Here is a 13,415-nt window from a genome sequence, read left to right as displayed (position 1 = left end):
TATTAGAAGCCGCTTAATCATTTAAGCGGCTTTTTTGTGACTAGGCTAAGATGTCTTTAACAACGTAACCATGCACATTGGTCAATCGTGCTTCAATACCATTGTGATAATAGGATAGGCGTTCATGGTCGAGTCCCATTAAATGAAGAATGGTGGCGTTAAAATCATAGACGTCAACGGGCTTGTCAGCACCTTTGAAGCCCCAGTTGTCACTGGAACCATGACTGTAGCCTTTTTTTACGCCTGCACCCGCCATAAAGCACGTAAAAGCACTTGGATTATGATCACGTCCGGAACCATTGGCCTGAAGAAAAGGCATACGACCAAATTCAGTGCACCAAACGACGAGTACATCATCGAGCATGCCACGATCTTTCATATCCTTAATCAAAGCAGCTGTAGGCTGGTCCATGATATCTGCTTGGGCTTGGTGAGTTTTTTTGATGTTTGAATGCGAGTCCCAGTTATTAATACCATTTGGCGTGTTGGCACCATTATATAGTTCAACAACGCGTACACCTTGTTCAAGTAAACGACGAGCTAAAATACAGTTGCGAGCATATTCGTTCTTCGTTTTATTAGAGCTATTAGCTCCATATTGTTCCAAAATATAATCTGGCTCGGCGTCGATATTAGAAACTTCTGGAATCGACATTTGCATGCGCCCAGCTAATTCATAAGTCGCTACACGAGCAGCTAGGTTAGAGTCATTAGGGAATTGCTCCATGTGTTTTTCGTTTAAAAACTTTAGGAGATCGTTGGTGTTTTTTTCCGATCCTTTGGTAATGGATTTTGGGAGGTTTAGATTTGCGGGAAGAGCAGATGCACTAAAATCAGTCCCTTGATAAGCTGCAGGTAAGAAGCCTGAACCCCAATTGTTTTTTGCTGAGCGAGGTTTACCACGAGGATCGTTGATGGCAACAAAAGCAGGTAAGTTTTGATTTTCTGTACCCAGTGCATAAGAAACCCAAGCGCCACGAGAGGGGTGACCTTCGACTGTGAAGCCAGTATTAAAGAAATTCTCGCCCTGAGGGTGGGCACTTGTACTGGTTTTCATGGAATGGAAAAAACAAAGGTCATCTGAGAGCTCACCTAAATGCGGGACTAAATCAGAAACCATTTTACCACTTTTACCACGGGGCTTAAAATCCCAAAATGGTTTGGCAATGTCACCTGTAGGACCTTCGAAGGTTACTGCGGGGATTCCTGGTGGCTTTTGGCCATGAAATTTCCAAAGGTCGGGTTTGTAGTCAAAAGTATCGACATGACTGACGCCGCCGGGACAATAAACTACTAGAACCTGTTTAGCTTTTGCGGGGAAATGTCCTGGTCTAGGTGCGTAGGGGTTTGCAGTGTCAATTTTTGGACGAATGGGACTTTTGCCAGAACCTGCTGCGAGCAACTGATCCTGCCCTAGTAGAGACATTAAGCCAAGTGAACCTAGAGCGCCACCAGTACTTTTAAGGAAATTACGACGATTTAGGAGATTGCGTCCTTGTGAGCTAATATTTAATGGATTCATTGATCTACCTCTATTGAATGAAAATAAATTCGTTACTATTGAGAAGAGCTCTAACCAAGATATTGAGCTTTTCTGTTTTTAATATTTTACGACTCATGGCGAGTTCAATTTCCGCGGGTTGACGGTTGTAAATCAACATGAAGACAGTTCTTATTGATTCATCAATATCTTTAGATTGAGCTTGATCCGCAATTAGATTACACTGATTGATCATAAATTGACTATTCATGAGGTTGAGTGCTTGTAATGGTGTTGTTGATTGTGGGCGCTTGGAAACAACTTGACCACAGTCAGGGAAATCAAATGCAGTGAACATGCGATCATCAACACCTCGCATACGTTCTTGATATAACATACGGCGCCAAGTTTTTTCACTATAATTATCTTCAACTTTCCACATGCCATAGCGTCTTTTCACATTGTGAATGCGATAAGAGGGGCCACCAATTTTGTTATTGAGTTTACCTGAGAGCTTCAAGATTGAATCTCGAATCACTTCGGCATCAGCTCTCTTTGGCGCAAAGCGCCAGAGTAAACGATTGCCTGCATCGAGTCGTAGCGCATCGACTTTGGGTTTGTTGTCTTGTTTAAATGCTCGTGATAAAACAAAAGTTCGAAGCATTTGTTTAGTAGACCAATTATTTCCGACAAATTCATTAGCAAGGAAATCTAAGAGCTCAGGGTGAGAAGGTTTAGTACCAGCATTACCAAAATCAGAGAGCGTAGAAACAATACCGTTACCGAAAGTGTGGTACCAAAGACGATTAACCATGACGCGAGCAGTCAGTGGGTTATCTTTGTTTGCTAACCATTTAGCGAATGTCAGTCTTCTTTCGGGGCCAGGTGTTTGGCTCGTCATATTGAGTGTAGGTGTGATTTCTGCAAGGCCATTAGGGGCGACTTCTGCACCAGGAGTATTTGGACTGCCGCGCTTTAGTACATGAGTTACGACGGGGTCGATAAAGCGTCCTAAGAACTCGTACTGAATACCATACTTGAGTTGTTTGGCGATGAGTTCGTTGAGTTCCTCCACATCTTTTTCAGTTTGAGTATTTTTTATAGCGAGATGCCATTTTCCATCATTTGTTTTGTACTCAATTTTATATTTCGCTAATTCAGTCATCCACTTTTCGGGAGTCAAGTAACTAGTATTTAATTTAGCTTTTCGATCTTTACTAAAAGAGATCGACTGCAGCTTTATAGCCTTATTAAACTCAATAAGAAGCTCAGGAGTTTCACCTTTATTTTTACCCTTGAAGGCAAAGAAATAACCTATTTCTCCATCGCGTAATAATTCAACATTGTTTTTATCACTCTCTAAGTTAGTGCTGAGCTTAGCCTGGGGCATATGGTTCTTGTAGTTTTGATCAAAAACTTCCATTTCGTCAAAGGCCATGTCGCCGTTTAGAGCTGTAATACGCAAGGCAGTGACATTGTTTCGTGGAATATGTGCTTCGTATCGGTCATTCCACATTTCTTTCCATGAATCAAGGGAAAGAGTTTTGCGGTGTTCGCGAATTAATTTTAAGTATTTAGCTTCAGCTTTGGCGGGATTAGTGTGCCCGGGCAATTCAGGTTTGCGTATGCCATACTCTAAGTCTTGGAAATTTGCGAGGATTGCATAATAATCACCTATTTTTATGGGGTCAAATTTGTGTGTGTGACAACGTGCGCATCCCAAGGTCATGCCCATCATTGAGGCACCCACCGTTTGTAGTGTTTGATCTAAACGATCGTAGCGAGCTTCGGCAATCGCAGATTCTTGTTGACCAACTGTTGCAGGAGGGACGTGTGGTCCCGCTACCATAAAACCAGTTGCTCTTGGATAGCCTGTTTTGTCGCCAGCAATTTGATCGACGATAAAATCTTTGTAGGGCTTATCCTCATTAAATGAACGCACGACATAGTCGCGATATTCCCAAGACCTATTGCGGTAAAGGTTCGATTCAGAGCCTGATGTTTCCGCCCAACGTATAGCATCTAACCAATGCTGAGCCCATCTTTCACCAAAATGAGGTGAAGCAAGTAGCTCTTCTACTTTGTTTTCGTATGCTTTGTTGGAGTCTTGAACCCATTGAGCTAGGAAAGTATCTTTTTCTTGCGGACTTGGCAAAATGCCTATGAGAACAGTGTGGAGTCGACGTAACAGTATCACGGGATCTGCTTGTTGGGAAAACTGAAGGTTTTTTTCTTTGAGTTTAGCGGCAAGGAAAGCGTCAACTGGATTGCTTTCACCAGGAGGGATGGAAGTCTTTTTGACTTGCTGTAATGACCAAAGTTTTTCTTTTTTAGCAATCTTTTTTTCGGGCATTAATGCCCCTTCTTTAATCCAAGTGGAAATGAGTGCAATTTGCTCGGCGGTTAAGGGGTCGCCTTTTGGAGGCATGATTTCATCGTCATCTGGATCTAAAGATATAAATTCAATGATGGTTGATTTCTCTGGATGACCGGGGTGTGCACCTGGCTCACCAAGGTCACCACCTTTGAGGATACTTTCGCGGCTATCGAGGCGTAAATCTGATTTCTGTTTCTCAGGACCATGACATTTGATGCAGTGTTTATCAAAGATGGGTTTGATTTGTGTATCAAAATCAACGGCGGCAAAACTCGAGCTCGCCATAAGTAAAAAGTAGGGGATGATTTTCATTGTTACTCCAGTAAATTGTCTTTGCTAAGGAAACCAAAGTGAACTTGTGGAAGTGACAAATTTCTTCTTAATTTTTAAAATAAAATCAAGATCCTAAAAAAATGATTTCTACAGTAGTCTAAAACGACCTTGTAAAACGTTGCTTTCAGCTTGGATTTCGTACTCAGAATCATGTTTTACTAATTCATCTTTGAGAAGCTTATTATTTAACCAGATCTCTAGGCGTTTACCTTGGAGACGAATGCGCCAAGTATTAGGGCTTCCTTCAAGTCCATTAGCAATAGCAAGCTTTGGAGAGATATGAATGGGGAACTGACTCTGTTTCGATGTGACTTCTAGTTCAAAATCCTTAGCATTCAATGAATTTGGAAAAGCCTGCCAAGCATTTCCATCTCGAAGTTGAAGGAGTTCTTTTTTTAAAGTAGATTTTATGTCTTTATATTCGGCTTTGTCAGCTAAATTTTTGGTCTCTAGGGGATCTTTAGGGTAGTGGAAAAGTTCTTCTTCTCCAGCAGAACTCAAAGTATAGCGAAAATCCTCTGATCGTACAGAGAAATGTGGACGCATGGCTCCTTCAAAAACTCTGTTCATACTATGGTCTTTACCCGGTAAAGCAGTAATAGCTACCTTAGGGCCTTTCCATTCTCCTTTTGGATCTTGTAAAAGTGTCTTTAGGCTATGTCCATCGAGAGGTGTATTACTTTTACCATGATTAGGTTCTTTCTTGAGTTTTAAGATATCAATAATTGTAGGGTAGATGTCAATATGAGAGACAGGCTTAGAACATTCTTGATCAGTAGTCATTCCTGGGGCACTGATAATAAAGGGTACCCGAGTAGCACCATCCCATAAACTTTGCTTATAAAGGAATTGCTTGTCCCCCATATGGAATCCATGATCAGAAGTGAAAATAATCATGGTATTATTCGCATAATCTGATTCCTCTAGTGCATCTAAAATGCTGCCAACTTGGTCATCAACAAAGGAGACACAAGCGAGGTAAGCTTGAATCCATTTTTTTAGAAGATCTTTTTCTTGCATAAGAAATTCGTAACGTTGGAAGCCATAGCGACTTTTGTTAGCAATAGAGGGCGCAAAATCACTTATATTTAGATTGTTTGGAACGACAATGGAATCAAGAGGAAAGCGATCAAAATATTCTTGGGGAGCATAGAGTGGGGTGTGAGTGCGAACTAAACCTGCGAATAAAGCAAAGTTTTTATCGTGTTTTTGATTCAGGATTTTCTTACAGTAATCGGCTGAAATTTCATCAGGCAGTAGGTCGCGATTATGGCCATCATTCATTGACCAAGGCGTCTTGCCTAGGAACCAACCTTTTTTACCATTTGCTAAATGAGACCAATCGGGAGCTTGTTCAAGGGGCCCGAAGGTTTGCTCCCATTTATAGCCAAGTTCCGGAAACTTTTTAAAGAGGTAGTCTTGATCGGAGTGATGTCCCATATAAGCATCGCCATTAATGGGATGTGGACCAAAATTTGTGCGAATGCCATAGGAATCAAAAGTCTTTTTTGGCATTCCTCCATGGTAAATTTTACCAGTCCCAAAGAGTTTATAATTATTATTTTTTAAATGATTAGGGAAATCAATACTTTCCCGTAGGACTTTGCGATCTTTAATTTTTTCAAACCAAAACATACCACTCGTTTGGGGATATAAACCGTAAAGCATACTCGCTCGCGAAGGGGCACAAATGGGGTCATTAGTGTGTGCATTAGTAAAGCTGACGCCTCTCTTGTCTAAACGATCGATATGGGGTGTTTTTATAACATTACCTAATGGACTTCCAATGGGAAGGTCATTAAGGTCATCGACAATAATGAAGAGTAAGTTTGGTCTATTATTTGCAGCAAAAGTATTTAGAATTATAAAAGATAGAAAGATAAATATTTTCATTTTAAGGCTCGATAAATTGATTGAGAGAAAGAGTTTTTTTGATGTAGATGGGATCTTTACCAATGGATAAATCCACGATCCCATTAACTTGATTGACAACAAAAGGATTACCATAGAGGTCCTCGCATTGTAGCGCAAGAGCAGATTTTATTTGTACTTTTAAGTCTTTATTTGCCCAGAGTACAGTCATGTTTTCTTTGTAGGTATTGATAACTAAGCCAGAAGTCGCTCTGTGTTGTTTTAGGCAGGTTTTAAAATCTAAATTCTTAATCGCAATTGCCGCCGCATAGTAGGGGGCTTTTAAGAATTCGGCATTTGGACCCACAAAACCGTGAAACCAACGACTACTCATTGTACCTTCTTGGAAAATGAAGTAAAAGAGTTTGTCCAAGCCATGAGCGAGAGATGTGTTTACCATTTGTACATAGAAACGAGCACATTCATGTTCTGAAACAAGTTTCTTTGCGACTTGCGCATTTTTGTATGGCGTGAATTTTTGGGAGTTCTCGTGCGGTGCAAACCAACCAAATTCTGTGGCCCAGAGTTCCATGTTTTGATTGAGTTTTGTCGTTTTAAGATCTTTTTTAATCCATTCAAACTGTTTTTGGACATTCGTTTCTTCTGGGCTTAAACGATCATCAGAATAGGGGTGGAATGAGATACCATTTAATTTTTTACTTTGTGTTCTTTTTAAACTTTTAAGCATGAATTCTGAAGAGGAAGTATCGTAGTGGGTCAAGCCAAAGCCAATGATTTTTGCATCAGGATTTTCTGAAGTAATATTTGCGGATGATGAGTCTATGATTTTGGCGAATTCTCCAGGACTACCGCGATAGAAAACACTTGTGTTGGGTTCATTCCATATTTCATAAGCATGAATACGCTTGCCATATGTTTGAGTGATTTTTTTTACATAGTTCCCAAAATCAGTATATTTATCATCAGCGGGTGGGTAGAGGCTATACTCCTTTGATAAGAGTGGCGCACTAGAGGCCCACTTCGGAGTTTTAACTCCTAAAATCACAATTGGAGTCATATTCAATTGTTCGTGATCGTCAATTATCGCTAAATTTCGATCCATGAAATTTTTATTCCAGTGATTTTGTGAAGGCTGATACGCTTTCCAGGAATTGTGAAAAGCACCACCTCTAGTCCAGGTGAAGCCTATTTTTGATGCCAGTTTTAATGACCTTTGGTAATTATTACCCCCCATGTGTAGACCAAATTTTGAGGCTCGCTTAAAGCTACTTTTTGGATTGCTTTGTATGAAGCCAAAAGCTTTTTTGTAGCTATCGACCAATTCATTATTCTTATAGATTTCGAGAACCAGTTTATGAGGGCCTAGTTTTTGCCCTCGATAATAAAAGTCTTTTAAGAAGTCATTTGTAACTTGGCCTGAACTCAGTTTAAAGTTTTGTACTTGACTATGTGTGATCTTGTCATGGGGATCCAATATTTTGACTTTGGCTTTTATTATTTGATTATTCTTGGAGTTGTTTTTGATGTAAGTCTTTAAATGTAGTTCTTGCCCCAATTCAAATAAGTTGTTCGTTTGCGGGATATGAGCACCAATTATCAGTTCTTTCTGAGCTGAGTAGTCTGCTGAATGGTCAATTTTAACACAGGCACCATCAAAAAATACTTTTTGCTTGCAGTTTTCGTTCTTGCCTTGGTATTCAAGGCCAAAGCTGTAGGCATTATTCATTCCGCGTGGGAGGCGTAAAGAGAAGCTATGACGTTTCCATAGCGGGCTTATGCGAATGTATTTACGTTCAATACTGGTTCCCGCATTGGCAATATTTTCTACCGATTGATAACGAACGACCATTTTGGCATTAATGATTTTGTCCGCACTCTTTACATCAAATGAGTAAGTAATAGGAGTTCGAGCTGGTATTTGAATGAACTCACTTTGGATTTTGAGTTGAGTATAATTTTGTTTATACTTTGGATTAACTGTTTTATGATCGATGACTAATGCGCGTTGGCCAGTAGGAGTTTTTGTAATTTGAGTCGAATAAGTCGATCGATCATTTAAACTCGAAAAGCTGACACCCCAGTCCTTCATACCGACCTCAAAACTGCCATTACTAAGCAAATTAGCTTGATTATTACTTAATGGCTTCGGATTGATTGTTGACTCGGGGAATTGTAGCTTAAAATTAATGCTTTTTTGATCTTTACAGGAAAGCAATAGTGAGAAGTTATTTTGCCAACGAGTACTAATGTATTTAACCGTTATTTTACTATCGTTGCCAGTTGTGATACGCAAGTTTTTATGTTTTGATAGGGAAGCAGTGAAGTTTGTGAAGGGGGTCTCGGTAATGAGTGTTTGCCATAATTTCTTAGACTCGCTTTCAAGAGCTGGATAATTTAGAGTTCTTCCATCAATACGAAAAGAATCACCAAAAAAGCTCTCTGGATTTAACTGAATAATAAAATGGCTCATTTTAAACTTAGGGCTTAAAAACTTGTATGAAATCTGTAGCTTGTCGCCTTCAATAAGGATTTTTCCTTGGAAGTTAATCTCGCTTTCTTTATGCTTGAATTGACTCTGAAAAGTCAAGCTATTATCATTCTTCTCAAGTTTGATTTTATCTGGGAGTCGGACTTGCTCACTTTTTCCATTTTGATCGATTATGAGGAAGCTACTACCTTTGATCAAAAGCTCAGAAAAATGCATGAGTTCTTTTAAATGTCCATTGGCTTTAAGAGACATAAAATCATTTTTTGATTCAATGTGACTTTGCTTACTTATCCATATTTCCTTTGGAATTGAGGACTGAGTTTGACTAAGTAAGTTAAAAGTAAAGAAAAAGGCCAAGAATAAAAACCTGGCTTTGTGTGTGGTTGTATGGATTAATGTTTTCATAAAAAGAAAACAAGCACACAACTTTTTAAGTGACAAATTTATAAAAAATAAATCACTTAAATTTAGAGAGTTTTTTATATTTCGGCTTTATACGATTATCCACTTAAGGATCTAATTTGATTGTGCCAAAGGCACTGAGCATAACTCAGGCTATGGTTTTAGAGACTGTGTGAAAAAGATCTGCCTTTGTATCAAACTAGAATAATTAGTGAGTTTGTATAACTATTTCGTCTGAGGAGTAATTTCATCACTTTCATACTCAAATAAGGACTGATTAACAAGTGATTGTGAATATATTTTAGAAAAACCCCCTGTATATCCTTGAGTAAGGACATTAATTCTGAAAACTTCATAATATTAAGAACTCGGTTCAAATTATAAACAAGTTGTGCCAATGAAGTCTCGGCCTGTACAGATTCTTTTCCAGTTAGATTATACCCACCAGTAAGAATATGTTCTTTAATTGTTCCAAATGGGTGCTCAACAATTGCAGCTCGTCGTTTCATTACCCCTGGTTTGGCTTTCATCCTTTTTCGAACATTTTCTAAAACGTATTCGTGTTCCCACCGTTGAATACTTCGGCTTTTTGATGTTGTACATTTTGCTTTTAGGGAGCAGTTGATACAAGCTTCGGGCGTTTTATAGATCCAAAATTGTTTGCTTCCTCGTTTCTTGTTTTGAAATTTGGCAAGGCTTTTTCCCGCAGGACAAATGTAGCTGTCATTATGCTTATCGTAAATAAAGTCGTCTTTCCCATATAAGCCTCGACCTTCCATAGGATCTCCCTGTTCAGGAACATAACAGGTATAGCCATTATCTTCACAAGCTTTGATATCTTCATTGCTGAAATAACCTTTATCTGCCAAGACATTGCTTCCTTTTCCTTCTTCAATAACATCACTTGTTGCTTTTAAAGTTGAATAAAGTGAACCAAGATCATTAACCTGCGATGTTACTTCAGCTGCGACAATCAAGTAGTTTTTATCATCCACAGCGTGTTGAACATTATAACCGACTGTACTTTTTCGTCCTTTTTTAATCGGGCGACTTTCAGGGTCATTAAAACTAATGCTCTCTTTGCCCGTCGCTTCTAGTTGGTTTTTGATTTTTGTTAATTCTTGAGATAGTTTCTGATTTATTACCAGTGAATTTTTTAGTTTTTGTTGTTTATCTTCCTTTTTTGGAGATGGATACTTATCCAGTTCCTCTAAATCCTTTAGATATTTTTCTGCCTCTTGTTCGTACTTATTAAGAGCCGAGTTCAGTTTATTTTTTGTCCAGCTTTTACTTATATTATTTACGGCTTTGATACTCGTGCCATCAACGGCTATAAAATCACCAGAAATCAACTTAAGTTTACTACACAAAAGAGTGAATTGGGCACTGACCTTTTTAAAGGCCTTACGATTACTCAGTCTAAAATCACATATAGTTTTAAAATCAGGCTTCAGTTTACCCATGAGCCAAATCACCTCAAGGTTCACTTTACAAGACCTTTCGAGTTTACGTCCACTGCGAATTCCATAAGAATAGCCATAGATAAACAGTTTCAATAAATCGGCTGGATCATAAGCAGGTCGACCTCGTCCATCGATTCTTTCTTTGGGATAAATAAAACCACATTCTCTCAAGTCTAAACCATTAACAAACTCATCTATAAAGCGAACTTTATTGTTTTCGTCTACATAATCATCAAGACAGTCCGGCAATAATAAAACCTGATCGCGTGACACTCTTTTTATAAAGCTCATAAATTCCTCACAGCAGTTACTGAAAATTCTATATGCTATAATATATAAGCTTATTAAAGTAAGTGTATGTGGATAATGTTTTTCACACAGTCTCTTTAACCATAGAAATTATATTAAAGAAGTTCAACCGTTCTGAAGGAACGGCGTAGTACGCCTATGCGTACACAACATCAGCGAGGTGAAAGACCTCGTCAGGGTTGGCCGTTAGCCCTGTAGTCGAAGCCAACTGCGTCGTTGTGAGACGGGGTGGGTAGTAGGGCCGAGATGAAATACCAGTCCGTAGGATGACGAACACGATTCGGCCGGTTAGGGTGTCGAGCCCGCTATGTCATGGCGAAGACCAGAGAGTGGGTGGAAGAGCTGCGTAGCCTGAGGGCGAAGTAAGCCAACTGCTCAAGCTGTACACGCTGAAGAAAGGCGGAAAGAAAAGCGATGTATAGACGCTGACAGGTGATTGGTGATGGAATGGTGTGAAGGTGTTGTGGATCAAGTAGGGAGACCTGTGTGGGCAGTACGGATGAATCCGCCACGCAGGAGTCAGAGCCCCCATAGTAGCGATGAAGGTGGTGAAAGCCACTGGAGCAAAGGGGGGCAGGAAGGTGAAACTGAGAAGAAAAGAGTAGAAGGAATGTAAGAATGTCAGAAATGGCTAAACAAATATTAGGACGAGATGAACGCTTTGTTGAAATACAAGCGTGGGCGTCACCTTCTGTCTGGACGGATCAGATGCTGAAAACTCTTCATAGAGGAGTTGAAAAAGGCAAGTGGTACAGCTTATCAGATAAGCTGATGCGTAAGAATAATATTATGGAGGCTTGGGAGAAAGTGTGTTCAAATAAGGGCAAACATGGAGTGGACATGGTATCAATCGAGCGCTACGAATCAGAGCTGGAGCATAATAATGCTAAGCTTCTCGAAGAACTGCAAGATGGAAGGTATGATCCCCGTGCAGTGCGCCGAGTGGAAATCCCAAAAGGTGATGGTCGAAAGACCAGACCTCTGGGAATACCCACAGTGCGTGATCGAGTAGTTCAAACAGCTCTGAAACATGTGATAGAGCCGATATTCGATATCGACTTCTCGCCCTACAGTTTTGGATTTCGTCCAAAGCTGGGTTGCAAGGATGCACTTAGACGAGTGAATGAATTGTTAAAGCAGGGCTATCTCTATGTTATGGATGCCGACATCCAAAGCTACTTCGATACTATACCACATGAGAAACTCATGAGTCGAGTCAAGGAAAAGATCATTGATGGTAAAATTCTTGATCTGATCGAACAATTCCTCAAAGCCAATATCTTTGATGGTCTCAAACATTGGGAACCTGAAGAAGGTACACCGCAGGGAGGAATTATCAGTCCTCTGTTAGCAAATATCTATCTTGATCCCTTTGATCACAAGATGACCGAGGCTGGATTCGAGATAGTGCGCTATGCAGACGATTTCCTGATCATGTGTAAAAGTAAAGAATCAGCCAAAAGGGCATTGCGCAAAACGCGAAGGTGGATGAAAGCCAATGGGCTGAAACTTCATCCAGAAAAAACGCGAATTGCCGACATGACAGAGAAGTGCGAGTACTTCGAGTTTCTCGGATACCATTTCGAGAGAACGCGAAATACACATCGCATTAAACGTTGGCCAAGGAAGCAGAGTCTGAAGAAATGCAAAGATGCCATACGCAAGAAAACGAGGAGAAGCAATAAGGACTCAATAGAGGACATAATTGCTTACCTTCGGCCAAATCTTGTCGGATGGTATCAATACTTCAAGCACTCCACTGTGTATGCAATGCGAGGGATAGATGAATTTACACGCAGAAGACTGCGCAGCATTATAGCCAAATATAATCGCAAGAGAGGTTCTCATCGCATGATTGATACTCGTAAATACAATAAAGCCTACTTTACAGATCTAGGCTTCTTTTCACTGGAAGAAGCCTGGAAACTGGAATTTCAGTCTCTTCGGAGTAAGCACTGACTGGAGAGCCGTATGCGGGAGAACCGCACGTACGGTTCGGAAGGAGGGGAGACTCCGCAAGGAGTCTTCCCTACCCTTATTAAATGAGCTTTCACGCTCAACTGTATAATCGTGTTACGGTCAATATAGAAAGGAAAGCTATCGCCGAAGACTAATCAGAGAGTCACAGAACTTTTATAGTGCGCTAATTTAGCGGCGATTTTTTTGCAGTTTAATCGTGATGCTAAATAGTAATTAAGGTTAGAATTATAGTTTACTTTGGAGGTTTTTTGGTGATTTAAACCTTGTTTTTTAAAAACCATAATCTGTAGGTTACTAATAATGATCTCGATTGAATGAGCAATTGCCTTATGGTAATTGATCATCAATTCATAATAGATTTTTTCTCTTTTGGTCATGTAAATAGGTGGGTATTTAATTTTCTCTGTACCCATATTTTTGATCTCATCAACATATAACTTAATAGATTGAGCTTGGATTAAAAGGGTAGAGTAATCTTGTGCAGACTTTACCCAACGCGCCAAGCTCCCTTTAAGACCATAACTGATTCCTTTCATAGATTTGTGAATTTGGGCGTACTTACTTTCCACATCTATTGTTAAACTTTCTAGGTTAAGGATTTCTTTATCAATTTTACGTCTTTGAGATTGTTTGATTTCTAATATGTAATTTGACTTTAATACTGTTGCCATTTTCCTGTCTCCATTAATATAAAAGCTATTGTCATAGGTG

8 protein-coding genes are annotated in these 13,415 nt (G+C 39.6%); 2 read left to right on the top strand and 6 right to left on the bottom strand.

The features are described 5' to 3' along the window. Nucleotides 1-40 precede the first annotated feature (40 nt). From PQO01_RS16950 to PQO01_RS16930, 5 genes are all read right to left on the bottom strand, one after another. Nucleotides 41-1,522, bottom strand: a complete 1,482-nt coding sequence (locus PQO01_RS16950; RefSeq protein WP_274315314.1) for a DUF1501 domain-containing protein — start codon at nucleotides 1,520-1,522, stop codon at nucleotides 41-43. A 10-nt stretch (nucleotides 1,523-1,532) separates the two neighbouring features. Beyond that, entirely contained in the window at nucleotides 1,533-4,169 is a 2,637-nt protein-coding gene (locus tag PQO01_RS16945) for a PSD1 and planctomycete cytochrome C domain-containing protein (protein WP_274315313.1), read from the bottom strand. Nucleotides 4,170-4,277: 108 nt separating this feature from the next. Continuing rightward, a complete protein-coding gene (locus tag PQO01_RS16940; RefSeq protein ID WP_274315311.1) occupies nucleotides 4,278-6,083 on the bottom strand; it encodes a sulfatase in 1,806 nt (601 codons plus the stop codon). A gap of 1 nt (nucleotide 6,084) precedes the next feature. Next, nucleotides 6,085-8,955, bottom strand: coding sequence for a glycoside hydrolase family protein (locus PQO01_RS16935; RefSeq protein ID WP_274315310.1), 2,871 nt, complete (start codon nucleotides 8,953-8,955; stop codon nucleotides 6,085-6,087). Nucleotides 8,956-9,146: 191 nt separating this feature from the next. Further along, nucleotides 9,147-10,706: an IS1182 family transposase gene (locus PQO01_RS16930; RefSeq protein WP_274312601.1), complete on the bottom strand. Its 1,560-nt coding sequence runs from the start codon at nucleotides 10,704-10,706 to the stop codon at nucleotides 9,147-9,149. 460 nt (nucleotides 10,707-11,166) lie between these two features. Here PQO01_RS16930 and PQO01_RS16925 point away from each other — a divergent pair, with 460 nt between their 5' ends. Beyond that, entirely contained in the window at nucleotides 11,167-11,340 is a 174-nt protein-coding gene (locus tag PQO01_RS16925) for a hypothetical protein (RefSeq protein WP_274312561.1), read from the top strand. 11 nt (nucleotides 11,341-11,351) lie between these two features. Continuing rightward, nucleotides 11,352-12,683, top strand: a complete 1,332-nt coding sequence (gene ltrA / locus PQO01_RS16920) for a group II intron reverse transcriptase/maturase (RefSeq protein ID WP_274312562.1) — start codon at nucleotides 11,352-11,354, stop codon at nucleotides 12,681-12,683. Between the two features lie 155 nt (nucleotides 12,684-12,838). On the opposite strand, the gene PQO01_RS16915 is transcribed toward ltrA, so the two are convergent. After that, nucleotides 12,839-13,375, bottom strand: a complete 537-nt coding sequence (locus PQO01_RS16915; protein WP_274315309.1) for a hypothetical protein — start codon at nucleotides 13,373-13,375, stop codon at nucleotides 12,839-12,841. Nucleotides 13,376-13,415: the final 40 nt, after the last annotated feature.

The sequence above is a fragment of the Lentisphaera marina genome (assembly GCF_028745505.1).
GTDB classification, from domain to species: Bacteria; Verrucomicrobiota; Lentisphaeria; order Lentisphaerales; family Lentisphaeraceae; genus Lentisphaera; species Lentisphaera marina.
Note: the sequence above shows the minus strand (reverse complement) of the source record. Positions and strands in the feature narration are given on the sequence as shown.